This window comes from Rhodococcus sp. p52 (genome assembly GCF_000763325.2).
In the GTDB taxonomy this organism is placed as follows: domain Bacteria; phylum Actinomycetota; class Actinomycetes; order Mycobacteriales; family Mycobacteriaceae; genus Rhodococcus; species Rhodococcus pyridinivorans.
Map to the genome: position 1 here is coordinate 4,198,833 of NZ_CP016819.1, position 26,393 is coordinate 4,225,225.

Genomic DNA, 26,393 nt, shown 5'->3' on the forward strand with positions numbered 1-26,393 from the left:
TGCCCCACCACGCGATGCGGATCACGTGGGGGTCCGGACCGGCCGGGACGGTCAGCGTGCGGGCTTGGGGCACGACGGATGCGTGCCCACCGTCACCAGTTCGGCGACTGCCTGGCGCGGATCCCCACTGGTCACCAGTCCCTCTCCGACGAGCACCGCGTCGGCGCCGGCACCCGCGTACGCGAGCAGATCGGCCGGGCCGCGGACACCGGATTCGGCGATCTTGAGCACGTTGCTGGGCAGGCCCGGCGCGATGCGCGAGAAGGTCGTCTTGTCGACCTCGAGGGTCTTGAGGTTGCGGGCGTTGATGCCGATGACGGTGGCGCCGGCCTCGAGGGCACGGTCGGCCTCCTCCTCGGTGTGCGCCTCGACCAGCGCGGTCATGCCGAGCGACTCGACGCGGTCGATCAGCGCCGTCAGGACGGTCTGCTCGAGGGCCGCGACGATGAGGAGCACGATGTCGGCGCCGTGTGCCCGCGCCTCGTGGATCTGGTAGGGACCGACCACGAAATCCTTGCGCAGTACGGGAATACGGACAGCGCGACGGACGGCGTCGAGGTCGGCGAGGCTGCCGTGGAATCGGCGTTCCTCGGTGAGAACGCTGATGGCGCGAGCGCCTCCGGACTCGTACGCTGCTGCGAGTTCGGCGGGATCGGCGATGTCGGCGAGAGCACCCTTCGAGGGGCTGGCACGCTTCACTTCGGCGATGACCGCGATGCCCGGTTCGCGCAGCGCGGCCTTGGCGTCGATCGGTGGGGGCGCGGCTGCGGCGGCAGCCTTGACGGACGCGAGATCGAGGGCCGCCTCACGGGCGGCGACGTCTGCTCGCACTCCTTCGAGAATCGAATCGAGAACTGTCATCGTGGCTCGAGTCCTTTCCCACCCTGCTCAATCCCGATGTGATCAAGCTCATCGGATCTGTCTAGAAGAGTAGTGAAGTGGTTTACAGCGGTCACCGGCGGGTGCCCGTATCACCCTCGCCACCGTCGTCGGTGGGATCCTCACCTGCGTCCAGTGCGTCCCACAGACCGCGTTCGGACAGGGGTTCATCGTTCTCGGCGCGCCGGGCGGCCGCCTCGCGACGTGCTGCCGGGGCGTCGTACTTCGACGACAGTCCGGCCGCCTCGCGCGGGGTGCGCCACAGCGTCACCGCCGCGGCGAGGGCCGCGACGGCGCCGACGATCGCAAGGACGGCGGGCAACGGATAGGTCTCGACGGCGGTCACGGTCGCGCGGTCGGGCAGCGCGGCCACACCGGCCGCGGTCTCGGGGTCTGCGTCGCCGGTGAGCAACCGGACGGCGGGGATCGCGGCGGCGACGGCGACGGCCGCGACCACGAGCGAGACGAGACGCAGCGCGAGTCCGCGCACCGCGAAGACGGCGGCGACCGCCGCGAGCAGCACGAGAGCGAGCGGGGTCAGTGCCGCCGCCCAGCGGCCACCCTCGAGGTCGTCGACGCGGTCGATCCCGAGTCCGTCGGACGAGACCGCGGTGACCCACGTCATCCGGCTCGACGCCCAGAGCAGGGCCGCACCGACCCCGAGCAGCAGGGCGGCGATGACGGTCGGCCGGCGCCGGCGTCCGGTGGTGGGGCCGGCGTCCGGCGTCTCCGCGGTCACCGTGCGTCACCGCCGTAGGTGGTGAGGGTGGACGCGGCGGCCACTGCGGCGAGGGCGGACATGGCCTTGTTGCGGGCCTCGGTGTCCTCGGCCTCCGGATCGGAGTCGGCGACGATGCCGGCACCCGCCTGCACGTAGGCGACGCCGTCCTTGACGAGCGCGGAGCGGATCGCGATGGCGGTGTCGGCGTCGCCCGCGAAATCGAGATAGCCGACGATGCCGCCGTAGATGCCGCGGCGGGTGGGGTCGAGTTCCTCGATCAGTTCCATCGCGCGCACCTTCGGCGCCCCCGACAGGGTCCCGGCGGGGAAACACGCCGTGACGGCGTCGAGGGCGTGTTTGCCCTCCGCGAGTCGCCCGGTGACCGTGGAGACGAGGTGCATCACGTGGCTGTACCGCTCGATGTGGCGGTAGTCGTGCACCTCGACGGTGCCCGGCGTGCACACCCGGCCGAGGTCGTTGCGGCCGAGATCGACGAGCATGAGGTGCTCGGCGTTCTCCTTCTCGTCGTGGACGAGGTCCTTCTCGAGCAGGATGTCCTCCTCCTCGTTCGCGCCGCGCCACCGGGTCCCTGCGATGGGATGAGTGGTGGCCACCCCGTCCGAAACCGTCACGAGCGCCTCCGGGCTCGATCCGACGATCGAGAAGGCCGTCTCACCGTCCGGGCCGGGGATGTGGAGCAGAAACATGTACGGGCTGGGGTTGGACGCGCGGAGCATCCGGTAGACGTCGATCGGCTCTGCGTCGCAGTCGATCTCGAAGCGCTGCGAGAGCACCACCTGGAAGGCCTCACCGGCCTCGATGTCGCCGATCAGTTTGCGGACGTCCGTGCAGAACGACTCGGTGGTGCGCTGGCGGCGGTAGTCGGGTTCGGGCCGCGAGTAGATCGCGACGGTGGCCGATGCGGGCGCGGCGAGGGCCGCGGTCATCCGGTCGAGGCGGGCGACGGCGTCGTCGTAGGCTTCGTCGACGCGCTCGTCGGAGCCGTCCCAGTTCACGGCGTTGGCGATGAGCCAGATCATGCCCTCGTGGTGGTCGACGGCCGCGAGGTCGGTGGCCAGCAGCATCACCATTTCGGGGATCTGCAGATCGTCCTCGGCGAGCGTCGGCAGCTTCTCGAGATGGCGGACGACGTCGTAGCCGAGATAACCGACCATGCCGCTGGTCAGGGGCGGCAGTCCGTGGATGCGGTCGGTGTGGAGCAACTGGAGGGTCTCGCCGAGGACGTCGACGGGGTTGCCACCCGTGGGCGCGCCGGCCGGGACGTTGCCGTACCAGGCAGCGTCGCCATCGACGACGGTCAGCGCGGCCGGGCTCCCGGCGCCGATGAACGACCACCGCGACCACGACCGGCCGTTCTCCGCCGACTCGAGCAGGAAGGTTCCGGGGCGGTCGGCCGCGAGCTTGCGGTAGGCCGACAGCGGGGTCTCCGCGTCCGCGAGCACCTTGCGGGTCACCGGGACCACGCGGTGCTCGGCGGCCAGCTGGCGGAACTGCTCGCGGGTGGTCGTCGAATCGGAACGGCCGCCACCCGAGGAGTCGGTGGTGGCTGCGGGAATGGTGGTGGGCTCGCCGGACATGCGCCCCATCATCCCAGGGACCTCGTCCGGCTCTGCAGCCGCCGTCAGGCGACCTGGAACGAGCGCTTGGCCAGGCCCATCCAGAAGCCGTCGACGACCTGGTCGATGCCGTGGCCGGGGGCGTCGGAGGCACCGAGGGTGACGAACAGCGGAGCGAAGTGCTCGACCGACGGATGCGCGTAGGGCATGCCCGGTGCGCGGTGCCGGAAGTCCAGCAGAGCGTCGACGTCGCCGCGCGCGAGTTGCTCGGCGGTCCAGTGGTCGAACTCCGACGACCAGCCCGGCGCGGCGGCCTCGGGACGCGGGTCGCGCAGGAAGGGCAGACCGTGCGTGGTGAACCCGGACCCGATGATGAGTACGCCCTGCTCACGCAGCGGACGCAGCCGGGCGCCGAGGTGCAACAGCCGTTCCGGGTCGAGGGTGGGCAGGGAGATCTGCAGCACCGGGATGTCGGCGTCCGGGTACATGACGGTCAGCGGTACGTAGGCACCGTGGTCGAGTCCTCGGTTCGGCTGCTGCACCACCGGTTCGTCGTCGGGCATCAGTGCCGCGACCTGCCGGGCCAGTTCGGGCGCGCCGGGGCTGGTGTAGGTCACCTCGTAGAAGCGGCGCGGGAAGCCGCCGAAGTCGTACACGAGCGGGGTGCCGGTGATCGTCGACCCGATGGTCAGCGGAGCGGATTCCCAGTGCGCCGAGACCACGAGGATCGCTGTGGGTCGCGGCAGGTCGGCCGCCCAACGCTGCAGCTGCGAGACCCACAGTTCGCTGTCGACGAGCGGCGGGGCGCCGTGACTGAGGAACAGGGCGGGCGTGGTCGCGGAATCGATGGTCATGACATCCCCTCAAGTTGAAGCTTCAAGTATCATAGAGGAGAACCCGTCGCGCGGCCATTCCCATTCCCCGACCGGGTGCGACAGCGAAACCGAACGAGCGAGGAGCAGGCATGAGCAACGAGGACCCGCAGTGGCTCGATCCGGCGCAGCAGAACGCCTGGCGGGCGCTCGTCTCCGTCGTCACGCGACTGCCGGCCGCGCTCGACACCCAGATGCAGCGCGACTCCGACATGACGCACTTCGAGTACTTCGTCCTCGCGCTGCTCTCCGAGCACCCCGAGCGCAGGCTCCGTCTCAACGCCCTCGCCGCCGAGGCCAACGCGTCGCTGTCGCGGCTCTCGCACGTCGTCACCCGCCTCGAGAAGCGCGGCTGGGTGCGACGCGAACCGGTTCCGGGCAGTCGCGGTTCGTACGCAGTGCTCACCGATGCCGGCTACGACACAGTAGTCGAAGCGGCACCGAGCCACGTGAAGGCGGTGCGCAGGCTCGTGTTCGACGGCCTCGACGACAACCAGGTCCGCGCGCTCGCGCGCCTGGGCTCCGCCCTGGTCGAGCAGATCGACGAAGGTATCGCCGGCGGTATCGGCAAGGCCTGAGCCGCCGCTCGACGACCCTCCCGCGCGTGTTCGTAGGTCACGCCGATCCCGTCGTGGATCCGGATGCAGTCCTGCACCAACTCGCTGCCGTACTGCCCGATGTAGGCCTTTGCGGCACAGAAGAGTTCGTCCGCATCGGGGCTCGATGTCGCGACCGCACGCCCCTTCACCCCGTCGTCAGAAGACAGCACTCTCAATACAGAGAACACTAGTCTCATCGGATAAGAAACGGGTACGCGAGGACGGACTCGGGTGGACCGAGTCGGTTCAGCCGAGCGGAGTTCCGCCCACGCCCCAGTTCTCGCGGGGCACCTCGGTGATCGTCACCCACACCGACGACGGATTCTTGCCCGAGGCCTCGGCGTACGCGCGGGTCACTGCGGAGATCACCTCGGCCTTCTGCTCGTCGGACAGGCCCGGCGTCTGGCTGATCTGGATGAGAGGCATGCGGGCATTGTTGCAGCCCGTCGCACGACCCGCTGATCGGTCCTGCGCCGTGTCCGTCACGGTACGATCCGGACCTCCGTCGTCCGCGGATGCTCGACGAGCGCAACCATCGCATCGACGAACGGGACACCGTCGACCACCGGCGTCGAATAGTGCTGGCGCAGAGCGCAATAGCCCTCGATGCGGCCCGCGGCGCCCGTGGGATCCGACAGCGGATCGACCATGTCGCACACGGCGTCGCCGGCGGCGCACACGGTGGCCACCGGAACGTCCCCGAAGCCCGCTCGCGCCCCGCTCGGCGAGATACCGGGCAGGGCGGCGGGCACCACGACCTCCGCGCCGGTCCCGGACGTCCGCGGATCGGCGATGAGCAGACCGGAGAGATCGGCCGGTCGGTCGGAGGCGTGCGCGAGGTCGGCGAGGACGTCACCGGCCACAGCGGCGCCCTGCGAGAAACCGACGATGCGCACCGCGGCCTCAGGGCACTCCGTCTGCGCCCGCACGACCTGCCGGTGGAGTTCGGCGACCGGCTACTCGGCGATCTGCGGTGCCTCGAGTAGGACGTCGGTATCGAAGCAGGTGTGCGTGCCGGTGTGGCAGGCGGCGCCGACCTGGTCGACGACGAGCAGCACCGTGTCGCCGTCGCAGTCGAGACGCACCTCGTGCACGTACTGGGTGTGCCCGGACGTCTCGCCCTTGACCCAGTACTGCTGCCGCGACCGCGAGTAGTAGGTGGCCTTGCGGGTCGCGAGGGTGCGGGCGAGCGCCTCGTCGTCCATCCACGCCATCATCAGCACGGCGCCGGTGGCCCGCTCCTGCACGACGGCGGCGAACAGACCGTCGTCGTTGCGCTTCAGCCGGGCGGCGATCGCCGGATTCAGGATGTCGCTGCTCATCGAACCGTGATCCCTTCCGCACGCATCGCGTCCTTGACCTCGCCGATCGTCAGCTCCCGGAAGTGGAAGACGCTCGCGGCGAGCACCGCGTCGGCACCGGCCTGCACGGCGGGCGCGAAATGCTCGACGGCTCCGGCGCCCCCGGAGGCGATGACGGGCACGTGCACGGCCCCGCGCACGGCCTCGATCATCTTCAGGTCGAATCCGTTCTTCGTGCCGTCGGCGTCCATCGAGTTGAGCAGGATCTCGCCGACGCCGAGTTCCTCGCCGCGCCGGGCCCACTCGACCGCGTCGATCCCCGTACCGCGGCGGCCGCCGTGCGTGGTGACCTCCCAGCCGCTCGGCGTCGGTTCCTGACCGGCGGGCACGGTGCGCGCGTCGACCGACAGCACGATGCACTGCGAGCCGAAGCGCTCGGACATCTCGCGCAGCACCTCGGGCCGGGCGATGGCCGCGGTGTTGACCGAGACCTTGTCGGCGCCGGCACGCAGCAGCCGGTCGACGTCCTCGACGGTGCGGACGCCGCCTCCGACCGTGAGCGGGATGAACACCTGCTCGGCGGTGCGCGTGACGACGTCGAGCATGGTGCCGCGGTCGCCGCTCGACGCGGTGACGTCGAGGAAGGTCAGTTCGTCGGCACCCTGCTCGTTGTAGAGCGCGGCGAGTTCGACCGGGTCACCCGCATCGCGCAGGTTCTCGAAGTTGACACCCTTGACCACCCGCCCCGCGTCCACGTCGAGGCACGGGATGACCCGCACGGCCAGTGTCATGTTCGATCTCCTTCGGAACCCGACTGCTCGGCCACGGACCGTTCCGTCGCCGACTGCACAATCTTCAGTATCTCGCCGTGCACTCCGGGCGCTGCAGCGACCACCGATCCGGACCCGATCCGCCAGGGCCGGCCCGCGAAGTCGGTGGCGATGCCACCGGCGGCCCGCACGAGTGCGACACCAGCGGCGTTGTCCCAGGGGTGGTGGCCGAACACGACGGCACCGCCGATCGCGCCTCCCGCGGTGAACGCGAGGTCGGCACCGGTGGAGCCGTGCATCCGCAGCCGGGCGACGCGCCGGCTCAGCTCGGTGATGACGGCGAGACGCCGGGTGCCGGGCACCCGACCGCGACTGTCGATGTCGAAACTGCCGACCGCGATCATCACGTCCTCGAGCCGCGCCGGTTGCAGCGGTTCGGTGGGCTCGCCGTTCACGAGCAGCGGCCCGTCGGCGATTCCCGCGAAGCGCTGATTCGTCAGCGGCAGCCACGTGAGGCCGAGGACCGGTTCGCCGTCCTCGACGAGAGCGAGGAGGATCCCGGCCATCGGCAGCCCGGCGGAGTAGTTGATGGTGCCGTCGATCGGGTCGAGCAACCAGACGGTGCCCTCCCCCGCGGACGGGCCGCCGAACTCCTCACCGTGCACGGGGATACCGGTGCGCTCGGCGAGGGCACCGGAGATCCGCCGCTCGAGTTCGAGATCGAGGTCGGTCGCGAAGTCGTTCGGCCCCTTGTCGACGGAACGCGGCGCACCGTGCCCGGCGACGAATCGTTCCGCGACCTCGTCGAGTACACCGCTCGCGACGGCGAGCAGCCGGTTCAGGTCTGCGGGATCGGCCATGGGTCAGCGCGAGACGGCGTCGAGCGCCTCGGTCAGCGTGAATCGGCCCGCGTACAGCGCCTTTCCGATGATGGCACCTTCGACACCCTCGTCGACGAGCGTCGCGATGGCACGCAGGTCGTCGACGGTCGAGACGCCACCGGAGGCGACGACCGGCGATTCGGTGGCCGCGCACACCTCGCGGAGCAGGTCGAGATTGGGGCCGGAGAGGGTGCCGTCCTTGGTGACGTCGGTGACGACGTAGCGCGAGCAGCCGTCGCGTTCGAGGCGTTCGAGCACCTCCCACAGGTCGCCGCCGTCGGAGACCCAGCCGCGGCCGCGCAGCCGCCACTGGCCGTCGAGGAGCTTGACGTCGAGGCCCACGGCGATGCGGTCGCCGAACTCGCCGATGACGCGCGAGCACCACTCGGGATTCTCGATCGCGGCGGTGCCGAGGTTGACGCGGGCGCAGCCGGTCGCGAGGGCGGCGGCGAGGGTCTCGTCGTCGCGGATGCCGCCCGACAGCTCGACCTTCACGTCGAGTTCGCCGATGACCTCGGCGAGGAGGGCGCGGTTGTCGCCGCGACCGAACGCCGCGTCGAGGTCGACCATGTGCACCCATTCGGCGCCGGCGTTCTGCCATTCGAGGGCGGCGTCGCGGGGCGAACCGTAGCCGGTCTCGCTGCCCGCCTCTCCCTGAACGAGGCGAACTGCTTCACCGTTGACGACGTCGACTGCGGGCAAAAGGACCAGGCTCACTGCGTACACATTAGTGCCTGTACCTGTGACATCGCCAAACGCGTGGCCGGGGCGCCGGGAAAGCGCCGTGCGTCATGCCGACCGTGCTGCGTCGAGGGCCCGGCAGGTCGGGGTCGGACGGCCGGTGTACTCGTCGACGGACCCCTCGTACAGCACGGTTCCGCCGTGCCGTCCAGGTCCCGGCCCGAGGTCGACGATGTGGTCGGCGTGCCGGATCACGTCGAGGTGGTGTTCGATGACGACGACGGTGTGCCCTCGGTCGACGAGGTCGTCGAAGACGCACAGGAGGGTGCCGACGTCCTCGGCGTGCAGGCCGGTGGTCGGCTCGTCGAGGACGTAGAGGGTCGGCGTCTTCGCTCGTCCGAGTTCCTTGGCGATCTTCACCCGTTGACACTCGCCACCGGAGAGCGTGTCGAGCGACTGTCCGAGGCGGAGGTAGTCGAGGCCCACCCCGGCGAGCGCACTCAGTCGGTGCGCGATCTCCGCGTGCGGCAGTTCCTCGATGGCGCGACCGACGGTGAGGTCGTCGACATCGGCGATCGACAGGCCGTTCACGGTGTGCCCGAGCACCTCGGCGGTGAACCGGCGGCCGTGGCAGGTGTCGCAGACGACCTCGCGTCCGTCCATGAAGGCGAGGTCGATGTACACGACACCGGCCCCCGTGCAGGTCGGGCACGCACCCGCCGAGTTCGCGCTGAACAGGCTCGCCGGCACACCGTTGTGTTCGGCGAACATCCGCCGCAGGGTGGGTGCGATGCCGGCGTAGGTGATCGGGGTGGAGCGGCGATTGGTGCTCACCGGCCGCTGGTCGATCACCGTGGCGTCGTACTGATCGACGAGTTCGGCTGCGAGACTGGACTTTCCCGAACCAGCGACCCCGGTGAATACGGTGAGCACGCCGGTGGGGATCCGCACCGTCAGGTCGCGGAGGTTGTTGCGACACGCATCGGCGATCGTGAGACGACCGGTCGCCTCGCGGGCGGGGTGACCGCGGCCGATGTCGCGCCGCAGCGATCGGCCGGTGGGAGTGTCGGCCGTTCGGAGCCGGTCGAAAGTGCCCTGGAAGACGAGGCGACCACCGGACGAGCCCGCACCGGGACCGATCTCGATCACCTGGTCGGCCCGGGCCATCACGCTCGGGTCGTGTTCGACGACGAGGACGGTGTTGCCGCTGTCGCGGAGCCGTTCAAGGAGGTCGATCATCGTCTCCACGTCGGCGGGATGCAGACCGACCGTCGGTTCGTCGACGACATAGGTCATCTCCGTCAGGCTCGACCCGAGGTGCCGGACCAACTTGATCCGTTGCGATTCGCCGCCCGAGAGCGTGGTGGTCGCCCGGGCGAGCGCGAGATAGCCGAGGCCGATCGTCACCATCGCCTCGAGACGGCCCACCAGTGCGGACACCACAGGTGCGGCGCGCGAGTCGTCGATCGTGCGCACGAATTCGAGCAGCTCGATGATCTCGAGGCGGGACAGCTCCCCGATCGTGCGGCCGCGAAGGGTGACCGCCCGCGCGGCCGCGTTCAGCCGTTCTCCGGCGCAGTCCGGGCACGTCTCGGCGCGGGTGAAACGTCGGATGACGTCCTGTTTGCGTTCGGAGAGGTTGTCGGAGGTGTGCAGGTGGATGCGCTCGAACCTCTCGACGACGCCCTCGTATCCGTCCGGCGGTTTGTGGCCCAGCGCCGCTGCGGCCTCGCCGCCGTAGAGCAGTGCCTCCCGCTCGGCGGGCTTCCACTCGCGCAGGGGTGTGTCCGCGTCGAAGGAACCGATGTCGGCGTACTGGGAGTACCAGTACCCACCGTTGCCGAAGCCGGGCACCAGGATCGCGCCCTCGGCGAGGGACCTGTCGAGATCGAGGAACCGCTCGACGGCACTGACGACGATCTCGCCGAGCCCGGAGCAGGTCGGGCACATCCCGGTGGGGTCGTTGAACGAGAAGCGGTTCGACTCCCCGAGGACGGGTGTGCCCACACGGGAATACAGCAGCCGCAGATAGGTCCAGGTGTCGGTGATGGTGCCGACCGTCGAGCGGGCGTTGCCGCCGAGGCGGCGCTGGTCGACGACGATCACCGGCGTCAGACCGTCGATGTGGTCGACGTCGGGTCGTGTCCACTTCGGCAACCGATTGCGCGTGAACGGCGGGTACGTCTCGTTGAGCTGGTAGCCGGCCTCCGCGGCGATCGTGTCGAAGACGAGCGACGACTTCCCGGAGCCGGACACCCCGACGATCACCACGAGCCGGTTGCGCGGAACGGTCAGATCGACGTCGGCCAGGTTGTGGGTGCGGACGCGACGGATCGTGATGGCGCGGCCTCGCACTGCCGCCTCGGTGGTCGTGACGGTGGTGGTCATGGATTCGACGCTACGACCGGTTGCGGCCGGATCCTGACCGCAACCGGTGGGAGGATGACGGCATGGCGGACGTCACCGAGCGGATGCTCGCGTTGTTGTCGATCCTGCAGACCGGACGCGCGATCGGCGGGGACGAGCTGGCCCGGCGGCTGCAGGTGAGCCGCCGGACGCTCCGCCGCGACGTCGACCGGCTGCGCGGCTACGGATATCCCGTCGAAACCCGCTCCGGGCCCGGCGGTTTCTACCGTCTCGCGTCGGGACGTTCGATGCCGCCGCTGGTGCTCGACGACGACGAGGCCGTCGCGGTGCTTCTGGGGCTCGGCGCTCTCGCCGCGACCGGGCCGGCCGAAGGCGGACTCGACGACGCTGCCACCCGCGCCTACGGCAAGCTCGACCAGTTCCTGCCCGCGCGGCTGCGCCCGCGGGTCGCGGCCGTCCGCAGCGCGGTGGAGACGAGTGCGCTGCAGGCGCCCAGCGTGTCGGCGGAGCTGCTCGGCTCCGTGGCGGAGGCGATCGCACGGTGTGACACGCTCACCTTCGACTACGTCGACGCGCAGGGCTCGCCGACCTCGCGCAGGGTCGAGCCGTACCGGCAGGGCCACCACCTGCTGCGGTGGTACCTCCTCGGATGGGACGTCGATCGCGAGGACTGGCGGGTCTTCCGCCTCGATCGTGTGCGCGACCTGCTCCGCACCGGCCGACGGTTCGCACCCCGCCGACTTCCCGCCGGGTCCGCCACGGAATACCTGCGGCAAGGACTCCGGCAGGGGCGGACACCGGTGCACCTGGACGTGGCGGCCTCGGCCACGCACGTCGCCGACGCGCTGAAGTACCAAGACGCCGAGATCCGGCCGACGGGTGACGACCGGACCGAGGTGCACCTCGCGGTCGAGTCGTGGCAGTGGCTCGTCCTCGCGCTCGCCACCCTCGACGCCGACGTCCGGATGCGCGCGGACCCGGAGATCGTCCGGGCCTGCGCGGTGTTCGCCGATCGTCTGCGCGCGGCGGCGCAGGACGCCGTCGTCCCCTCCGAGGACGGCGCGAGGTGAATCTGGGCGCGGCAGATCGATTTCGAGTTCCGCACAGCTGCGTTACGAAGCTCCTCGCGCGCCCGACCGGGGTTCGCTACCGCAACACGCCGGGCGAAATCCGGTTCGGCGCGTCAGCTTCCGGGGCGGTCGTCCTCGGCGGGACCGAAGGCGCGGCGGGCCGACCGCGTCGACACGACACCCATCGCCACGACGGCCGCCACGATGCCGACGAGTGCGACGACCAGCCCGACGACCGGCGTGGGACGGACCGCCACGACGACGATCGCGGTGACGAGCAGCACGACGGTCGCCGTGCCGACGGACATCAGGGCGTGACGGCCGAAGGAGAAGTCTCCGCTCGACCGGCCGCGCCGCGGGTCGGTCACAACGAGTCGACCCAGTTCTGCAGCAGCTGCGCGCCGGCGTCGCCGGACTTCTCCGGGTGGAACTGGGTGGCCGACAGCGGACCGTTCTCCACGGCGGCGACGAACCGGCTGCCGTGTTCGGCCCAGGTCACCTTCGGCGGGGCGAGGCGCTCGGGAGCATCCAGTTCCCACGTGCGGGCGGCGTAGGTGTGGACGAAATAGAACCGGGTGTCGGCGTCCATGCCGGCGAAGAGCACCGAATCGGCGGGGGCCTCGACGGTGTTCCAGCCCATATGCGGCAGCACCGGCGCGTCCAGACGCTCGACCGTGCCCGGCCACTCCCCGCAGCCCTCGGTCTCGATGCCGTGCTCGACGCCGCGTTCGAACAGGATCTGCATGCCGACGCAGATGCCGAGCACCGGGCGTCCACCGGCGAGGCGGGGGCCGATGATCTTGTCTCCGCCGACGCTGCGCAGGCCCCTCATGCACGCGTCGAAGGCGCCGACGCCGGGGACGACGAGTCCGTCGGCGGCGAGCGCGATCTTCGGGTCGGCGGTGACCTCCACGTGCACGCCGGTACGGGCGACCGCCCGCGTGGCGGAGTGGAGATTGCCCGAGCCGTAGTCGAGGACGGCGACCGTGGTTGCGCTCATGATGTCGATTCTATGTGGTGGGACGGGGACGTTCCGACGGCCCGGCCAGTCGGGCCAGCAACGGCAGCGCCGGGACCAGGACCGCGGCGGCGGCGAAGGCCGCCGGGTATCCGGCCGCGGCGGCCACCGCGCCGAGGGCGAACGAACCGGCGCCGGTGCCGGCGTCGAAGCCGATGTTCCAGGCGGCGCTCGCCGACCCGGTGTTGCCCGCGCCGGCGCGACGGAACGCGACGAGCAGCGCCTCGTTCTGCACGACACCGAAGCCGAAGCCGAAGGCGATCGCGGCGACGATCAGCAGCACCGCTCCCCCTCGGTCGTCGGCGACGAGCGCGAAGGGAATCATCGCCAGGCCCGCGAGCCCGAGACCGACCGGCAGCAATTTGCCGGCGCCGATCCGGTCCGCGACGGAACCGGCCGCGTACCGCCCGATCAGCGAGGACGCGCTGAGCACGGCCAATGCCGCCGCGACGGGCAGACCGGCGACCGCGATGCGCAACAGCGAGGTGAGACCGCCGTAGGCGATCGCACCCGCGCCCACCGCGACCAGCGGGAACAACAGCACGACCGGAGGCACCCGTCGCGCCGTCCGGGATTGTTTCGCGGTCAGCCGCGGCAGACGGATCGCGGCGAGCAGACCGGCGGACGAGATGATCGCGCCGAGCACGAACACCGGCGTGGTGGAGAACCGCTCGGCGATCGCCAGGCCGGCGGGCAGGCCGATCGTCTGGGACGCGGCGATGGCGATGCCGAGCATGCCGGTGGCCCGGCCGAGCAATCGCGGCGGCGCGAGTTCGCCGACGAGGGCGGCCGCCGCCACGGTGATCATGCCGAAACCGATACCGCGCAGCGCGGAGATGCCGAGCACCGCCGCCGGAGCCATCGATACGAGGAACAGCAGCGACGGCGGCCCGAGGAACAGGCAGCCGGCCGCGAGCGTCGCGCGGTGACCGAACGCGCGCAGCAGTCGCGGCATCGCGAGCTGGGTGAGGACGGTGGTGAACATGAACACCGCCGTCACCGACCCGGCGAGCGTGTCGCTGCCGCCGGCCTCGGCGATCGCCCATGGCACGACCGGCAGCAGCAACGAGAAGCCGCCGAAGGCCGCCGCGGACGTCGACCACGCCGGGATCAGACCACGAACGGTGAACAGTCCTTGTTGTTCCGCCACGTCAGAGCAGCCGGAAGACGCCCGCGGCGACTGCCAGCACGGTCAGAGCCAGCAGCACACCCGCGAACAACGTGTTGCGCGCCTTCCACATCGACCACGTTCCGCCCGCGGCGAATCCGGCCACGATGAAGCACAGGTAGGTGAGGACGACATCCATATGTCAGAGACTGCCCTTCGTCGACGGGATGCCGGTCACCCGCGGGTCGGGTTCGACGGCCTCACGCAGCGCGCGGGCGACCGCTTTGAACTCGGCCTCGGTGATGTGGTGCGGGTCGCGGCCGTAGAGCACCCGCACGTGCAGTGCGATGCGGGCGTGGAAGGCGAACGACTCGAACACGTGCCGGTTGATCACCGTCGAGTAGGGCACGCCCGGATATCCCCCGATCACCGAGTGCACCATGTAGTCGGGCTCACCGGTGAACACGCAGTAGGGACGGCCGGAGACGTCGACCGACGCGTGTGCGAGGGTCTCGTCCATCGGGATGAAGCAGTCGCCGAAGCGCCGGATGCCACGCTTGTCGCCGAGGGCCTGACCGAAGGCCTGGCCGAGGACGATGGCGGTGTCCTCGACGGTGTGGTGGGCCTCGATCTCGATGTCGCCCTGCGCCTGCACGGTGAGGTCGAACGAACCGTGCTGGCCGAGCGCGGTGAGCATGTGGTCGTAGAACGGGATCCCCGTGGAGATCTCGGTGCGACCGGTGCCGTCGAGGTCGATCTCGACGGTGATGCTCGATTCCTTGGTGGTGCGTTCGACGCGCGCGATGCGGTCGCTCATCGGGTTTCCTCGATTTCCGTGGCCGCGAGCTTCTCGCTCACTCGCAGCAACTCGTCGTTCTCGTGGGTCAGGCCGATCGTGGTGCGCAGGTAGCCGGGGATCCCGACGTCGCGGATGAGCACACCCTCGTCGAGATACCGCTGCCAGGTGGCAGGGGCGTCCGCGAAGTGGCCGAAGAGGATGAAGTTGGCGTCGGAGGGAATCACGTCGTAGCCGAACCGGGCGAGTTCGGCGGCGACGCGGTCGCGCTGGGCGGCCAGTTCCGCAACCGACGCGAGAGTTTCGTCGGCGTGCCGCAGGGCCGCACGCGCGGCGGCCTGGGTGACGACCGACAGGTGGTAGGGCAGGCGCACGAGCAGCAGCGCCTCGATCACCGCGGGGGCGGCGGCGAGATAACCGAGCCGTCCGCCGGCGAAGGCGAACGCCTTGCTCATCGTCCGCGAGACGACGATCTTCGTCGGGTACTCGTCGATCAGCGACAGAGCGCTCGGCTGCGAGGAGAACTCGACGTACGCCTCGTCGACGATCACGATGCCGGGGGCGGCGTCGAGGATCACCCGCAACTGGTCGAGCGGGATGCTGTGTCCCGTCGGGTTGTTGGGGCTGGTGACGAAGACGACGTCGGGCCGCCGCTCCCGCACGGCCGCGGCGGACGCCTCGACGTCGAGGGTGAAGTCGTCGCGCCGGTAGGTGGACAGCCACTCGGTCTGGGTGCCGTCGGCGATGATCGGGTGCATCGAGTACGACGGCACGAAGCCCATCGACGTGCGCCCGGGGCCACCGAAGGCCTGCAGGAGCTGCTGCAGGATCTCGTTGGAACCGTTCGCGGCCCAGACGTTCTCGACGCCGAGGGGAACACCGGACGCCTTCGTCAGATAAGCGGCGAGGTCGGTGCGCAGCGAGACCGCGTCGCGGTCGGGATAGCGGTGCAGCTGCGTCGCCGCCTCACGCACGGCCTCGGCGACGTCGTCGACGAGCGCCTGCGTGGGCGGGTGCGGGTTCTCGTTGGTGTTGAGCTGGACGGGCACCGTCAGCTGCGGTGCACCGTAGGGCGACTTGCCGCGCAGATTCTCGCGCAACGGCAGGTCGGCGAGGGTGATGCGGGAGCCGGGGATCTGGGTCACTTCAGCGCCTCGAATCGCAGACGGACGGCTTCACCGTGGGCGGGCAGGTCCTCGGCGTTCGCGAGGGTGATGACGTGACCGGAGACGTCCTTCAGGGCCGCCTCGGTGTACTCGACGACGTGGATGCCGCGCAGGAAGGTCTGCACGCTCAGGCCCGACGAGTGCCGGGCGCAGCCGGCGGTGGGCAGCACGTGGTTCGATCCGGCGCAGTAGTCGCCGAGGGAGACCGGCGCCCACGGCCCGACGAAGATCGCGCCCGCCGACCGGACACGCGCGGCGACCTCGGAGGCGTTCTCGGTCTGGATCTCGAGGTGCTCGGCGGCGTAGGCGTTGACGACCTTCAGGCCCTGCTCGATGTCGTCGACGAGGACGATGCCGGACTGGCTGCCGGACAGCGCGGTGGTGACGCGCTCGCGGTGCTCGGTGAGCTCGAGCTGCGCGGCGAGCGCGGTATCGACGGCGTCGGCGAGGTCGGTGCTGGTGGTGACGAGCACCGAGGCGGCCATGACGTCGTGCTCGGCCTGACTGATCAGGTCGGCGGCGACGTGCACCGCGTCGGCGGTGTGGTCGGCGAGGATCGCGATCTCGGTGGGACCGGCCTCGGCGTCGATGCCGACGACCGCGCGGCACAGCCGCTTGGCGGCGGTGACGTAGATGTTGCCGGGGCCGGTGATCATGTCGACCGGGGCGAGTTCGGCGCCGTCGGTGTCGGTGCCGCCGTAGGACAGTAGTGCGACACCCTGTGCGCCGCCGACGGCCCACACCTCCTCGACGCCGAGCAGGGCCGCGGCGGCGAGGATCGTCGGGTGCGGCAGTCCGCCGAAGTTCTTCTGCGGCGGCGAGGCGATGACGAGCGATTCGACGCCGGCGGCCTGCGCCGGCACGACGTTCATCACGACCGACGACGGGTAGACCGCGTTGCCACCCGGCACGTAGAGGCCGACGCGTTCGACCGGCACCCAGCGTTCGGTGACGGTACCGCCGGGGACGACCTCGGTGGTGACGTCGGTGCGGCGCTGGGCCGCGTGCACGACGCGCGTGCGCGCGATGGCCTCCTCGAGAGCGGCACGGACGGCGGGGGCGAGTTCGGCCAGCGCGCGGCCGAGTTCCGCGGCGGGAACACGTACCGAGGCGGGGCGGACCCCGTCGAACTTCTCGCAGTAGTCGAGCGCGGCCTCGGCGCCGCGATCGCGTATGTCGTCGACGACGGGACGGACCTGATGGAGCACCGCGTCCACATCCACTCCGCCGCGGGGCAGTGCGCCCCTGAGCTCCGCAGTGGTGGGAGTACGACCGCGCAGGTCGGTGCGGGCAAGCATGAGGTGTCCTCTCTCGTCGAACAGGGGTCACCTTCTACTATCTCGCATCGAGTGGTGACGTTCGAAGTCGCGCCCGCGTGAGGATGCTCTCGACACGGATCACCGTGCTTATGCTGACGGCATGGACGAGGACGAGTCGCGCCCGAGCACGTTGGGCGAATTGATCCGCCGCCAGCGTGAGCTCGCAGAACTGCCCATGCGTCAACTCGCGGCGATGGTGGGCATTTCGAATCCGTACCTGTCGCAGATCGAGCGGAACCTGCGGGCGCCGAGCGAGCGTGTGCTGCAAGCGATCGCCGAACAGTTGCACCTGTCAGCGGACACCCTCGCGACCCACGCGCAGGCCGACGACGGAGCGGAGTCCGCGGTCCTGCGGGCGATCCGCGAGGATCCCGACCTGACCAATCCCCAACGGCGTTCGCTCGAGGAGATGTACGAGGCGTTCCGCGAGGTCACCGTCGCGCGCCGTCGGCGTGGTGGAGGACGCGAACCCGACGAGAAGTGAGCATTCTCACAATCGGTACCGAGTGCGTTCGTGCGCCACCTAGCGTCCGAGGTCAGCCCGATTTCGTCGCCTCATCGACGAACATGCAGGTAGCACGTACCTGGGGGTAAGATGCGCACCTTTCTCGGCGACGTCACCATCGGCTCCGGACCATTCACCCAGTTCTGGAGTTGCTCGGTGCTCAACCATCTGCAGAAGAAGCTCACCTCCTCCCTCGACCCGATCGGGTGGGGACCGGCCGTCGCATCCGTCGCCGGCCGTGCAGTGAAGAATCCGCGGGCCGTGGCCGGCGCGACCACGGAGTACGCCACCCGCCTGGCGAACATCCCGGCAGCGGCGACACGCGTGTGGAACGCCGCCGATCCGCAGCCCCCGATGCCGCTGGATTCGAAGGACCGCCGGTTCTCCGATGCCGCCTGGAAGGAGAACCCGGCCTACTTCTCGCTGCTGCAGAGCTATCTCGCCACCCGCGAGTACGTCGAGGATCTCGCCGACGCCGGCTCGGGCGATCCCGTGCAGGACGGCAAGGCCCGCCAGTTCGCGAACTTGATGTTCGACGCACTCGCCCCCTCGAACTTCCTCATCAACCCGGGTGTGCTCGTGCGCGCGCTCGACACCGGTGGCGCAAGCCTGTTCCGCGGCGCGAAGTACGCCATCGAGGATGTCGTGCACCGGAAGGGCCTGCCGCTCAAGGTCGACCGCGAGGCGTTCACCCTCGGCGAGAACATGGCCGCGACCCCCGGCAAGGTCGTCTTCCGCAACGACCTCATCGAGGTCATCCAGTACGCCCCCCAGACCGGTGAGGTGCACGAGATCCCGATCCTGGCGGCGCCACCGTGGATCAACAAGTACTACATCCTCGATCTCGCGCCGCAGCGCAGCCTCATCGAGTGGGCCGTGCAGCACAACCGCACCGTGTTCGCGATCTCGTACCGCAACCCGGACGAGTCGATGCACGAGATCACGATGGACGACTACTACCGGCAGGGTGTCGCCGCGGCTCTCGACGCCGTCGAGGAGATCACCGGATCCTCGCGTATCGAGGTGCTGTCGATCTGCCTGGGCGGCGCGATGGCGGCGATGGCCGCGGCCCGCATGGGCAGGCTGGGCGACAAGCGGATCAGCGCGTTCACGATGCTCAACACACTCCTGGACTACAGCGAGGTCGGCGAGCTGGCACTGCTGACCGACCCGGCCACACTCGACCGCGTCGAGTTCCGGATGAGCAAGCAGGGCTTCCTCTCCGGCAACGAGATGGCCGGCAGCTTCGACATGATCCGCGCGCGCGATCTGATCTTCAACTACTGGGTGTCGCGGTGGATGAAGGGCGAGAAGCCCGCCGCCTTCGACATCCTCGCGTGGAACGAGGACAGCACCCGCATGCCGGCGAAGATGCACTCGCACTACCTGCGGTCGCTGTACGGCCGCAACGAGCTCGCGCGCGGCGTGTACGAGCTCGACGGCGAGGTCCTCGACCTGTCGGACATCACGTGCGACACCTATGTGGTGGGCGCGATCAACGACCACATCGTGCCGTGGACGTCATCGTATAAGGCCACGGGCCTGCTCGGCGGGTCGGTCCGGTACGTCCTGACCAGCGGCGGCCATGTGGCCGGCGCGGTCAATCCCCCCAACCCGAAGGCCTGGTTCGAGGCCGTCGGCGCGCCCGACGGCGAGAAGCTGCCGACGCTACCCGAGGACCCGAAGGCGTGGTCGGAAAAGGCCACTCGCACCGCCGGGTCGTGGTGGGAGGACTGGACCGCATGGTCGACGAAGCGCGCCGGTGAGCTGGTCGCTCCCCCGGCGATGGGCAGCGCGCAGCATCCGCCGCGGTGCGATGCCCCGGGAACCTATGTCTTCGAGTGACGTTGCGCGTTAGCTATCATATTGCTAACCTGCTAACAGCGCTGATCCGAGCGCACCCCCACAGGGGAAGCCCCGCTCCTGTCACGAGCGCCCACGGAAGGTACACATCATGACCGCACCGACCAAGACCACCGCCGCCAACGCCAAGGCCACCGATGCCGCTGCCAAGGCGACGGAAGCCGCCACGAAGGCCGCCGCCGAGGCCACCGCAACGGCCCAGCAGTCGGCCGAGAAGCTCACCTCGACGGCCGCTGCGGTTGCCGACAAGGCCGCGACCGAGTTCACCAAGACCGTCGACGAGGCCACCGAGCGCTTCCAGGAGTTCAACGCGAAGTTCGTCGACGCCGCGAAGCAGAGCGGAAACCTCGGCGTCGACACCTACGAGAAGGCCGTCTCGAGCCTCCTGGATCTGCAGGAGAAGGTCGCCGACGCCACCCCCGTCGAGTGGGTCGCCGATCTCGCCAAGGCGCAGGTCTCCTTCGCTCGCGAGCTCACCACCACCGTCACGAGCACCGCTCGCGACCTGCTGAAGTAATCGTCGACTCCTCGATGCAGTCGATACCGAACACCGCATCAGCGGACGTTCTCCGGTGCAGTGCATGCTGTCCCTGACACCCGCCCGGATCGCCGCGGCCCCGTTTCGTCTCGGGACCGCGGCGATCGCCGGCTGGAGCGGCTATCTCGCCGGCCTCGTACGACGCGGCGCCACACCGTGCACGTTGGTCTCCGACGCGAACCGGTACAGCCGCGCCCTGACATCGGCCACGCCGCCGCGCTGGACCACGGACTGGCCGGTCGTGCGCCGGTGGCCCCTCGGAGGCCTGCGTGATTGCAGCACCTCCGACCCCGCACGCGACGAGATCCCGACGCTGCTGTTGCCGCCGCAGGCGGGCACCCATTCGTGCATCGTCGACCATTCCGCCGACCGCAGTCAGGTCGAAGCCCTCCGAGCCGGTGGCCTGACCCGCCTGCACTGTCTCGACTGGGCGCCCGCGACCCTCGCGACGGACGGCTGCTCGATCGACGAGCACCTGGCGGTCGTCGCCGAGGCCGTCGACCATCTCGGTGGCCGGGTGAACCTGATCGGCGACAGTCAGGGCGGGTGGCTCGGCACGGTCTACGCGGCGTTGCATCCCGAGCGCGTGCACTCGCTGACCGTGGCGGGAGCACCCATCGACTTCCACGTCGACCAGCCGGCGTTGTCGGTGCTGGCCCGCGCGCCCCACGGTGCCGCGGCCACAACGATCGACTTCTGGTACGGGGCGGCTCGGACCGTCGGAGTGCCGACCACCGATCCGATCGGTGAGATCGAACGAGCGATGACGCTGCTCGCCCTGCTCCACGATCCCGACGAAGTGGCGCGCTGGGAGGCCGAACGGCACTGGTTCACGTGGAAGCAGGAGATCCCTTCGGCCTTCCGCGCGTGGATAATGCGCCACCTGTTCGTGGGCAACGAACTCGTCGCCGGCAGCCTGAAGGCCGAAGGACGCGTCGTCGATCTCGCGGCCGTCGACTGCCCGGTCCATCTGATCGCCGGCTCCGCCGACCCGATCGCGACTCCCCGGCAGGTCACCACGCTCGCGGAGTACGTATCGACCCCGCCGCAGAGGATCACCAGCACCGTCGCCGACGCCGGTCACATCGGGCTGTTCATCGGCCGCCGCACCCTCACCGAAGTGTGGACGCCGCACGCCCGCCGTGTGGCGGCGACGTCCTGACTCATCCCGGGCCGTTCGGCGATGCGGCGCGCCGATTCTCGAAACGGCACGGTCAGTCGTTCCCGGCGTCTCCCTCCCCGCTCCCCTCGTCGTCGACCTCCACCCGGACTCCGAGAGCGGATTCCAGGGCGCCGAGTTCGTCGTCGAGGTGATCGAGCAGCCGGGCAAGGTCCGGCACCGTGCGGCCGCACGCCGTCAGCCCGAAGGCGATCTCGTCGTCGGTACTCGTGCACGTGATGTTCAGCGCCTGTCCGTCGACGGGCACCGACAGCGGATACAACGCGTCGACGCGCGCACCGTTCCAGTACAGCGGCGAATCGGGTCCCGGCACGTTCGAGACGATCACGTTGAACGGCGGCCGTGGGAGCGCCCGGTTACCGGTGAGCACCCCCACCGCAAGGGGTGCCACGCCCACCGCGCTCGTCGCGAGACGACCGAGCTTCGACATCGAATTCATCGCATGCTTGCCCTCGATCATCGACCCCCGCACGCGCGCAAGCCGTTCCACCGGGTCGGCGCACTGCGTGCCGAGCGTGCACATGAGGATGCCGATCTCGTTGCCCGACGAGTTCGTGCTCTGGCGCAACGACACCGGAACCATGGCAACCAGCGAATCGTCCGGCAGCGCATCGTGTTCGGTGAGGAACGCCCGTAGAGCCCCACCCGACAGTTCCAGGACGACGTCGTTGAGTGTCGCGTCGGCCGCCTTGGCCACCATGCGCAGGCGTTCGATCGGCCACGACCGGGCCGCGAACCTGCGCGATCCGGAGATCTGACGGTTGAGGATGGTGTTCGGAGCGCCCAGCGACAACGAACCCCCGCGATTGTGCAGTGCCCGGTCGACGGTGCCGACGAGGGCCGGGACCAGCGCCATCGCCTCGGACACCATGTTCACCGCGTCGTTCACCACGCCGGTCGCCGCACGGACGACCGCACCGGGGAACCCGATCGCGGTGCCCATCGCCGAGCGGCTCGGCGACCGGGCGTCGTCGACCGCCCACGGCGCCGGCATGTCGGTGCGTTCCGGGTCGGTGCTGAGCGCGCGGCGCATCAGACGCATGGCCCCCACCCCGTCGGCGAGCGCGTGGTGGATCTTCACGTACAGGGCGTAGCGACCGTCTGCCAGCCCTTCGATCAGATGCATCTCCCACAGTGGGCGCGTGCGGTCGAGCAGCGAGGCGTGCAGACGGGAGACGAGTTCCCACAGATCGTCCATCGTGCCCGGGGACGGCAGCGCGTTGAACCGGACGTGGTAGTCGATCGAGAAACGCGGATCGTCCTCCCAGGCCCATTGCCCGAGGGTGAACAGCGAGCGGGTGGGCCGCTTGCGCCACAGCGGCCCGGCGGGTTCCTCCCGGGCGAGCGCCTCGGCGAACATCGACTTCAGGTCACTCGCGTCCTTGCCCTCCGGCGGCTGGAACAGCAGGAGACCGCCGACATGCATCGGGTGGTCGCGCGACTCGCCGAGCAGGAACATCGAGTCGGTCGGTGACATCGGTAACCGCATCGTGTTCTGTCTTCCTCCCCCACCCGGCACCGGCGACAACCGGAGCACCGCCCCTACGTGACCGGTACCGGCACGTCGATGTGCTGTCAGTTCTACCCCAGAAAGCGCACGTGCGGGGACCGTCTCACCGACGGATGTTCCGGTGGCGCATCCGATTCATCCGTGCCGCGACCTGCGACCTGCACGCTCACATGTCGAGGCCGAAGTCCAGGACGGTCACAGAGTGGGTGAGCGCACCCACCGCGAGGAAGTCGACGCCCGTGCGCGCGTAGTCCGCGGCGACGTCGAGGGACAGGCCGCCGGAGGATTCGAGTCGTGTCTGCGGCGCGTGGGTGTTGCGCCGCTGCACCGCGATCTGCGTCTGCCACAGCGGGAAGTTGTCGAGCAGGATCAACTCGACGTTCTCGGCGAGCACCTCGTCGAACTGTTCGAGGGTGTCGACCTCCACCTCGCACGCGATGTCGGGGGCATGCTCGCGGACGGCTCGCAGCGCCGCGACCACCGAACCGGCCGCCGCGACATGGTTGTCCTTGATCAGCGCCTCGTCGCCGAGCCCCATGCGGTGGTTGACGCCGCCACCCCTCCGCACCGCGTACTTCTGCAGCGCGCGCATTCCCGGCAGTGTCTTGCGGCTGTCGCGGATCTTCGCCTCGGTGCCCGTCACCGCATCGACCCAGTGCGAGGTCGCCGTCGCGATGCCCGACAGGTGACACAGGAGATTGAGCATCGTGCGCTCGGCGGTGAGCAGGCCGCGGGTCGGCGCCTCGACGGTCAGGACCGAATCCCCGGGCAGCACGCGCTCGCCGTCGGACCTGCGATCGAGCACGCCGTAATGATCGGCACCGATGACCTCGTCGAGGACGAGCAGACCGACGTCCAGACCGGCGAGGGTGCCGGCCTGCCGCGCGACCACCGAGGCGGTGGCGACAGCGTCGGCGGGCACGGTGGCGTCGGTGGTGACGTCCGGTCCGTAGCGCAGGTCCTCGTCGAGCGCCTTCCGGACCAGCTCGCGGGTCTCGGCGAGGTCGAGTCCGTCGGGCAGCGCTGTGGTCATCTCAGTTGACTCCTGTCAGTTCCGGTGTGGTGAAGGACAACTCGCCGTCATCGTCGATACGCAGTTCGAGGCTGCGAGCCTGCGCCGGGTCGGAGTCCGGATGATCGCTGCGGGTGTGGCATCCCCGCGATTCGGTGCGGCGCTGCGCCGCGAGCAGCAGGGCCCGCGCGGTGACGGTGAGCGCCGCGTCCTCGAGCCGCTCCGCGTCGGCACACGCCGTGGCGACGCTCGCGCCGTCGAGTTCGACTGCGGCAGCGGACAATCCGTCGGCGTCGCGCACGACCAGCGCGTGCCGGGTCATGAGTTGCTGCAGCACCGCACGATCGCAGACGGTCGGGGCGACGACGGGAATGCCGTCGGTCTCGACACGCGTTCCGGTCCGTTCGATCGCTGCGGCCACCCCGGCGCGCTCGCCGAGGACGAGCCCTTCGAGAAGGCTGTTGGAGGCGAGCCGGTTCGCGCCGTGCAGGCCGGTGCGTGCCACCTCACCGGCCGCGTACAGACCGGGGATGCGGGTGCGGCCGTGCACATCGGTGACGACACCGCCGCACGAATAGTGGGCGGCGGGAGCGACCGGCAGCAGATCCCGGGCCGGATCGAGACCGGCGTCGGCGCACATCGCCGTGATGGTCGGAAAACGTGTGGCGAAGCCGTCGAGGTGACGGGCGTCGAGGTAGACGTGGCCCTCGCCGAGCGCGGTGAGACGCTCGGCGATGGCCCGTGAGACGACGTCGCGGGGTGCGAGGTCGCCGAGCGGGTGCACACCCTCGGTGATCGATCGGCCGCGGGAGTCGACCAGTCGCGCTCCCTCACCGCGCACCGCTTCGCTGATGAGCGGCCGACGTCCGGTGCCCCCTTCCGCGAACAGCACGGTCGGGTGGAACTGGACGAATTCGAGGTCGGCGACACCGGCGCCGGCGGCCAGGGCCAGCGCGATGCCGTCGGCGGTGGCGCCGGGCGGATTCGTGCTGCACGCGTACAGCTGCCCGAGGCCACCGGTCGCGAGCAACACGGCCGGGGCGTGGACGACGCCGTACCCGCGCTCGTCGAGGACGAGCAGTCCGGTGACACCCCGCGCGTCGGTGAGGACCCGGGCGGCAGCGGCGCCGAACAGGACGGGCAAGCCCGCCTCGCCGAGGGCGCGCTGAACTTCGGCGCCGGTCGCGTCGCCACCGGCGTGAATGATGCGGCGGGTGCTGTGCCCACCCTCGCGGGTGCGGGCGATGTCGCCGTCTCCGGCGGTGTCGAACACCGCGCCGAGATCGCGCAGAGCGGTGACGGCATCGGGGCCGGCGGTGACGATCGAGCGCACCGCGTCCTCGTCGCACAGTCCCCCGCCCGCCGCGAGGGTGTCGGCGACGTGGGCGTCGACGCTGTCGCCCACCGGCGCCACCACGGCGATACCGCCCTGGGCGTACTGGGTGGCCGTGTCGGTGGGGCCCCCTTTGCTCACCGTGAGCACCCGCGCGCCGCGCCGGGAGGCGGCGCGCGCGGCCGTGAGACCGGCGACGCCACCCCCGACGACCACCAGGTCGGCGTGGTCCTCCCACGCGACCGTGATGGCGGTGGTCACTCGCCGCTGCCCGGGTTGCCGATGGCGATCATGCGCTGCACCGACAGGCGGGCCCGCTCGGCGACGTCGGCTGCGACGTGGACCTCGTCGCGTCCCTCCTGCAGGCAGCGCAGCAGCGCGGCGGGCGTGATCATCTTCATGTAGGGGCACGACGCCCGGTCGTTGACCGCCTGGAAGTCGATGCCGGGCGCGGCCTTGCGGAGCTGGTGCAGCATGCCGACCTCGGTGGCGACGAGGACCTGCTTCGCGCCGGTCTCCCGGGCGGCGTCGATCATCCCGCCGGTGGACAGGATTCTGACCTTGTCGTCGGGCACGAAGCCCTCCCCGGCGAGATACAGCGCCGAGGTGGCGCAACCGCACTCGGGGTGGACGAACAGGTCGGCGTCGGGGTGCGCCTTGGCCTGCGCGGCGAGCTCGTCGCCGTTGATGCCGGCGTGCACGTGGCACTCCCCGGCCCAGATGTGCATGTTCTCGCGACCGGTGACGCGCTTGACATGGGCGCCGAGGAACTGGTCGGGCAGGAACAGCACCTCGCGGTCGGGGTCGATGGACGCGACGACGTCGACGGCGTTCGAGGACGTGCAGCAGATGTCGGTCAGGCCTTTGACCTCGGCGGTGGTGTTGACGTACGAGACCACCACGGCGTCGGGGTGGTCGGCCTTCCACTCGCGCAGCTGGTCGGCGGTGATCGAGTCGGCGAGCGAGCAGCCGGCGCGCTCGTCGGGGATGAGCACCGTCTTGTTCGGGCTGAGGATCTTCGCGGTCTCGGCCATGAAGTGCACGCCGCAGAAGACGATGGTGTCCTCCTCGGCCTCGGCGGCGATACGCGAGAGCGCGAGCGAGTCGCCGACGTGGTCGGCGACGTCCTGGATCGCGGGAAGCTGGTAGTTGTGCGCGAGCAGCGTGGCGTTGCGCTCACGGGCCAACCGGCGGACCTCCTCGGCCCACTCCGGCGTCGCCTCGACGCCCGTGTATCCGCCGGGGCCGTCGACGATGGTGGCGGCTCCCGCCCACTCGGTCGTGGTCATGGCCTAGCTCCTTCGAGGGTGTCATCCCGGCGGGTTCT

Annotated in this window: 27 protein-coding genes and 1 pseudogene; 6 read left to right on the forward strand and 22 right to left on the reverse strand. The window is 70.1% G+C overall.

What is annotated here, in order from left to right; translation table 11 throughout:
• Positions 1-51: 51 nt before the first annotated feature.
• From trpC to IM25_RS19375, 4 genes are all read right to left on the reverse strand, one after another.
• Positions 52-861: an indole-3-glycerol phosphate synthase TrpC gene (gene trpC, locus IM25_RS19360; protein ID WP_016696041.1), complete on the reverse strand. Its 810-nt coding sequence runs from the start codon at positions 859-861 to the stop codon at positions 52-54.
• A 91-nt stretch (positions 862-952) separates the two neighbouring features.
• Complete coding sequence (locus IM25_RS19365; RefSeq protein WP_006554062.1) at positions 953-1,618, reverse strand: TIGR02234 family membrane protein; 666 nt, start codon at positions 1,616-1,618, stop codon at positions 953-955.
• Complete coding sequence (locus IM25_RS19370) at positions 1,615-3,198, reverse strand: anthranilate synthase component I (RefSeq protein WP_198162511.1); 1,584 nt, start codon at positions 3,196-3,198, stop codon at positions 1,615-1,617. The genes IM25_RS19365 and IM25_RS19370 overlap by 4 nt, the downstream gene beginning before the upstream one ends.
• A 44-nt stretch (positions 3,199-3,242) precedes the next feature.
• Positions 3,243-4,031 carry a dioxygenase family protein gene (locus IM25_RS19375; protein WP_006554064.1) on the reverse strand — a complete coding sequence of 263 codons (789 nt, stop codon included), beginning with the start codon at positions 4,029-4,031 and terminating at the stop codon, positions 3,243-3,245.
• 110 nt (positions 4,032-4,141) lie between these two features.
• Here IM25_RS19375 and IM25_RS19380 point away from each other — a divergent pair, with 110 nt between their 5' ends.
• Positions 4,142-4,627 (forward strand): MarR family winged helix-turn-helix transcriptional regulator, encoded by a 486-nt coding sequence (locus IM25_RS19380; RefSeq protein ID WP_006554065.1) that lies wholly within the window; start codon positions 4,142-4,144, stop codon positions 4,625-4,627.
• Between the two features lie 267 nt (positions 4,628-4,894).
• Here the strand turns inward: IM25_RS19380 and IM25_RS19385 are convergent, their stop codons facing one another.
• From IM25_RS19385 to IM25_RS19415, 7 genes and pseudogenes are all read right to left on the reverse strand, one after another.
• The gene (locus IM25_RS19385) at positions 4,895-5,074 is read right to left on the reverse strand and encodes a tautomerase family protein (RefSeq protein WP_016935788.1); all 180 of its coding nucleotides are present in this window, start codon (positions 5,072-5,074) and stop codon (positions 4,895-4,897) included.
• A 56-nt stretch (positions 5,075-5,130) separates the two neighbouring features.
• Positions 5,131-5,583, reverse strand: a pseudogene (locus tag IM25_RS19390) (cutinase family protein); the annotation flags it as partial.
• 21 nt (positions 5,584-5,604) lie between these two features.
• Complete coding sequence (gene hisI, locus IM25_RS19395) at positions 5,605-5,970, reverse strand: phosphoribosyl-AMP cyclohydrolase (RefSeq protein ID WP_006554067.1); 366 nt, start codon at positions 5,968-5,970, stop codon at positions 5,605-5,607.
• Positions 5,967-6,740: an imidazole glycerol phosphate synthase subunit HisF gene (gene hisF, locus IM25_RS19400; protein ID WP_006554068.1), complete on the reverse strand. Its 774-nt coding sequence runs from the start codon at positions 6,738-6,740 to the stop codon at positions 5,967-5,969. Before hisF ends, hisI begins: the two co-directional genes overlap by 4 nt.
• Complete coding sequence (locus IM25_RS19405; RefSeq protein WP_033097643.1) at positions 6,737-7,579, reverse strand: inositol monophosphatase family protein; 843 nt, start codon at positions 7,577-7,579, stop codon at positions 6,737-6,739. The genes hisF and IM25_RS19405 overlap by 4 nt, the downstream gene beginning before the upstream one ends.
• Before the next feature lie 3 nt (positions 7,580-7,582).
• The gene (gene priA / locus IM25_RS19410; RefSeq protein ID WP_006554069.1) at positions 7,583-8,317 is read right to left on the reverse strand and encodes a bifunctional 1-(5-phosphoribosyl)-5-((5-phosphoribosylamino)methylideneamino)imidazole-4-carboxamide isomerase/phosphoribosylanthranilate isomerase PriA; all 735 of its coding nucleotides are present in this window, start codon (positions 8,315-8,317) and stop codon (positions 7,583-7,585) included.
• 72 nt (positions 8,318-8,389) lie between these two features.
• Complete coding sequence (locus tag IM25_RS19415; RefSeq protein ID WP_052040084.1) at positions 8,390-10,669, reverse strand: ATP-binding cassette domain-containing protein; 2,280 nt, start codon at positions 10,667-10,669, stop codon at positions 8,390-8,392.
• A 62-nt stretch (positions 10,670-10,731) separates the two neighbouring features.
• On the opposite strand from IM25_RS19415, the gene IM25_RS19420 reads away from it, so the two are divergent.
• Positions 10,732-11,718 carry a helix-turn-helix transcriptional regulator gene (locus IM25_RS19420; RefSeq protein WP_065996272.1) on the forward strand — a complete coding sequence of 329 codons (987 nt, stop codon included), beginning with the start codon at positions 10,732-10,734 and terminating at the stop codon, positions 11,716-11,718.
• Positions 11,719-11,831: 113 nt separating this feature from the next.
• Here the strand turns inward: IM25_RS19420 and IM25_RS19425 are convergent, their stop codons facing one another.
• From IM25_RS19425 to hisD, 7 genes are read right to left on the reverse strand one after another with little or no spacing between them, the layout of a single operon-like run.
• Positions 11,832-12,086, reverse strand: a complete 255-nt coding sequence (locus IM25_RS19425) for a hypothetical protein (protein WP_033097641.1) — start codon at positions 12,084-12,086, stop codon at positions 11,832-11,834.
• Positions 12,083-12,718 (reverse strand): imidazole glycerol phosphate synthase subunit HisH, encoded by a 636-nt coding sequence (hisH, locus tag IM25_RS19430; protein ID WP_065996274.1) that lies wholly within the window; start codon positions 12,716-12,718, stop codon positions 12,083-12,085. The genes IM25_RS19425 and hisH overlap by 4 nt, the downstream gene beginning before the upstream one ends.
• A gap of 10 nt (positions 12,719-12,728) precedes the next feature.
• Positions 12,729-13,886: an MFS transporter gene (locus IM25_RS19435; protein WP_033097639.1), complete on the reverse strand. Its 1,158-nt coding sequence runs from the start codon at positions 13,884-13,886 to the stop codon at positions 12,729-12,731.
• Position 13,887: 1 nt separating this feature from the next.
• Complete coding sequence (locus IM25_RS26525) at positions 13,888-14,043, reverse strand: hypothetical protein (protein ID WP_169823833.1); 156 nt, start codon at positions 14,041-14,043, stop codon at positions 13,888-13,890.
• A 3-nt stretch (positions 14,044-14,046) separates the two neighbouring features.
• Positions 14,047-14,661, reverse strand: coding sequence for an imidazoleglycerol-phosphate dehydratase HisB (hisB, locus tag IM25_RS19440; RefSeq protein WP_006554074.1), 615 nt, complete (start codon positions 14,659-14,661; stop codon positions 14,047-14,049).
• Entirely contained in the window at positions 14,658-15,785 is a 1,128-nt protein-coding gene (locus IM25_RS19445; RefSeq protein ID WP_033097638.1) for a histidinol-phosphate transaminase, read from the reverse strand. The genes hisB and IM25_RS19445 overlap by 4 nt, the downstream gene beginning before the upstream one ends.
• Positions 15,782-17,104, reverse strand: coding sequence for a histidinol dehydrogenase (gene hisD / locus IM25_RS19450; protein WP_006554076.1), 1,323 nt, complete (start codon positions 17,102-17,104; stop codon positions 15,782-15,784). Before hisD ends, IM25_RS19445 begins: the two co-directional genes overlap by 4 nt.
• Positions 17,105-17,225: 121 nt before the next feature.
• Between hisD and IM25_RS19455 the strand changes: the two genes are divergently transcribed.
• The 4 genes from IM25_RS19455 to IM25_RS19470 all read left to right on the forward strand — a co-directional run bounded on the left by IM25_RS19455 (position 17,226) and on the right by IM25_RS19470 (position 21,193).
• Entirely contained in the window at positions 17,226-17,609 is a 384-nt protein-coding gene (locus tag IM25_RS19455) for a helix-turn-helix domain-containing protein (protein ID WP_006554077.1), read from the forward strand.
• Positions 17,610-17,720: 111 nt separating this feature from the next.
• Positions 17,721-19,475, forward strand: a complete 1,755-nt coding sequence (locus IM25_RS19460) for a PHA/PHB synthase family protein (protein ID WP_230826261.1) — start codon at positions 17,721-17,723, stop codon at positions 19,473-19,475.
• Positions 19,476-19,584: 109 nt separating this feature from the next.
• Positions 19,585-20,010 carry a hypothetical protein gene (locus IM25_RS19465; RefSeq protein ID WP_059380999.1) on the forward strand — a complete coding sequence of 142 codons (426 nt, stop codon included), beginning with the start codon at positions 19,585-19,587 and terminating at the stop codon, positions 20,008-20,010.
• Positions 20,011-20,074: 64 nt separating this feature from the next.
• A complete protein-coding gene (locus IM25_RS19470; protein ID WP_033097636.1) occupies positions 20,075-21,193 on the forward strand; it encodes an alpha/beta fold hydrolase in 1,119 nt (372 codons plus the stop codon).
• A 52-nt stretch (positions 21,194-21,245) separates the two neighbouring features.
• Here IM25_RS19470 and IM25_RS19475 read toward each other — a convergent pair whose 3' ends face one another.
• The 4 genes from IM25_RS19475 to nadA all read right to left on the reverse strand — a co-directional run bounded on the left by IM25_RS19475 (position 21,246) and on the right by nadA (position 26,355).
• On the reverse strand, positions 21,246-22,688 hold the full coding sequence (locus IM25_RS19475; protein WP_033097635.1) for a WS/DGAT/MGAT family O-acyltransferase: 1,443 nt from the start codon (positions 22,686-22,688) through the stop codon (positions 21,246-21,248).
• 199 nt (positions 22,689-22,887) lie between these two features.
• The gene (gene nadC / locus IM25_RS19480; RefSeq protein ID WP_033097634.1) at positions 22,888-23,754 is read right to left on the reverse strand and encodes a carboxylating nicotinate-nucleotide diphosphorylase; all 867 of its coding nucleotides are present in this window, start codon (positions 23,752-23,754) and stop codon (positions 22,888-22,890) included.
• A gap of 1 nt (position 23,755) precedes the next feature.
• Positions 23,756-25,327 (reverse strand): L-aspartate oxidase, encoded by a 1,572-nt coding sequence (locus tag IM25_RS19485; RefSeq protein ID WP_033097633.1) that lies wholly within the window; start codon positions 25,325-25,327, stop codon positions 23,756-23,758.
• The gene (gene nadA / locus IM25_RS19490; protein ID WP_019289717.1) at positions 25,324-26,355 is read right to left on the reverse strand and encodes a quinolinate synthase NadA; all 1,032 of its coding nucleotides are present in this window, start codon (positions 26,353-26,355) and stop codon (positions 25,324-25,326) included. The genes IM25_RS19485 and nadA overlap by 4 nt, the downstream gene beginning before the upstream one ends.
• Between the last annotated feature and the right edge of the window lie 38 nt (positions 26,356-26,393).

What these genes read in the sequence shown, in the direction of transcription:
- trpC (WP_016696041.1), bottom strand. Translation starts at nt 861, where the DNA reads ATGACAGTTCTCGATTCGATTCTCGAAGGAGTGCGAGCAGACGTCGCC.
- IM25_RS19370 (WP_198162511.1), bottom strand. Translation starts at nt 3,198, where the DNA reads ATGTCCGGCGAGCCCACCACCATTCCCGCAGCCACCACCGACTCCTCG.
- IM25_RS19375 (WP_006554064.1), bottom strand. Translation starts at nt 4,031, where the DNA reads ATGACCATCGATTCCGCGACCACGCCCGCCCTGTTCCTCAGTCACGGC.
- IM25_RS19380 (WP_006554065.1), top strand. Translation starts at nt 4,142, where the DNA reads ATGAGCAACGAGGACCCGCAGTGGCTCGATCCGGCGCAGCAGAACGCC.
- IM25_RS19385 (WP_016935788.1), bottom strand. Translation starts at nt 5,074, where the DNA reads ATGCCTCTCATCCAGATCAGCCAGACGCCGGGCCTGTCCGACGAGCAG.
- hisI (WP_006554067.1), bottom strand. Translation starts at nt 5,970, where the DNA reads ATGAGCAGCGACATCCTGAATCCGGCGATCGCCGCCCGGCTGAAGCGC.
- hisF (WP_006554068.1), bottom strand. Translation starts at nt 6,740, where the DNA reads ATGACACTGGCCGTGCGGGTCATCCCGTGCCTCGACGTGGACGCGGGG.
- IM25_RS19405 (WP_033097643.1), bottom strand. Translation starts at nt 7,579, where the DNA reads ATGGCCGATCCCGCAGACCTGAACCGGCTGCTCGCCGTCGCGAGCGGT.
- IM25_RS19415 (WP_052040084.1), bottom strand. Translation starts at nt 10,669, where the DNA reads ATGACCACCACCGTCACGACCACCGAGGCGGCAGTGCGAGGCCGCGCC.
- IM25_RS19420 (WP_065996272.1), top strand. Translation starts at nt 10,732, where the DNA reads ATGGCGGACGTCACCGAGCGGATGCTCGCGTTGTTGTCGATCCTGCAG.
- hisH (WP_065996274.1), bottom strand. Translation starts at nt 12,718, where the DNA reads ATGAGCGCAACCACGGTCGCCGTCCTCGACTACGGCTCGGGCAATCTC.
- IM25_RS26525 (WP_169823833.1), bottom strand. Translation starts at nt 14,043, where the DNA reads ATGGATGTCGTCCTCACCTACCTGTGCTTCATCGTGGCCGGATTCGCC.
- hisB (WP_006554074.1), bottom strand. Translation starts at nt 14,661, where the DNA reads ATGAGCGACCGCATCGCGCGCGTCGAACGCACCACCAAGGAATCGAGC.
- hisD (WP_006554076.1), bottom strand. Translation starts at nt 17,104, where the DNA reads ATGCTTGCCCGCACCGACCTGCGCGGTCGTACTCCCACCACTGCGGAG.
- IM25_RS19455 (WP_006554077.1), top strand. Translation starts at nt 17,226, where the DNA reads ATGGACGAGGACGAGTCGCGCCCGAGCACGTTGGGCGAATTGATCCGC.
- IM25_RS19460 (WP_230826261.1), top strand. Translation starts at nt 17,721, where the DNA reads ATGCGCACCTTTCTCGGCGACGTCACCATCGGCTCCGGACCATTCACC.
- IM25_RS19465 (WP_059380999.1), top strand. Translation starts at nt 19,585, where the DNA reads ATGACCGCACCGACCAAGACCACCGCCGCCAACGCCAAGGCCACCGAT.
- IM25_RS19470 (WP_033097636.1), top strand. Translation starts at nt 20,075, where the DNA reads ATGCTGTCCCTGACACCCGCCCGGATCGCCGCGGCCCCGTTTCGTCTC.
- IM25_RS19475 (WP_033097635.1), bottom strand. Translation starts at nt 22,688, where the DNA reads ATGTCACCGACCGACTCGATGTTCCTGCTCGGCGAGTCGCGCGACCAC.
- nadC (WP_033097634.1), bottom strand. Translation starts at nt 23,754, where the DNA reads ATGACCACAGCGCTGCCCGACGGACTCGACCTCGCCGAGACCCGCGAG.
- nadA (WP_019289717.1), bottom strand. Translation starts at nt 26,355, where the DNA reads ATGACCACGACCGAGTGGGCGGGAGCCGCCACCATCGTCGACGGCCCC.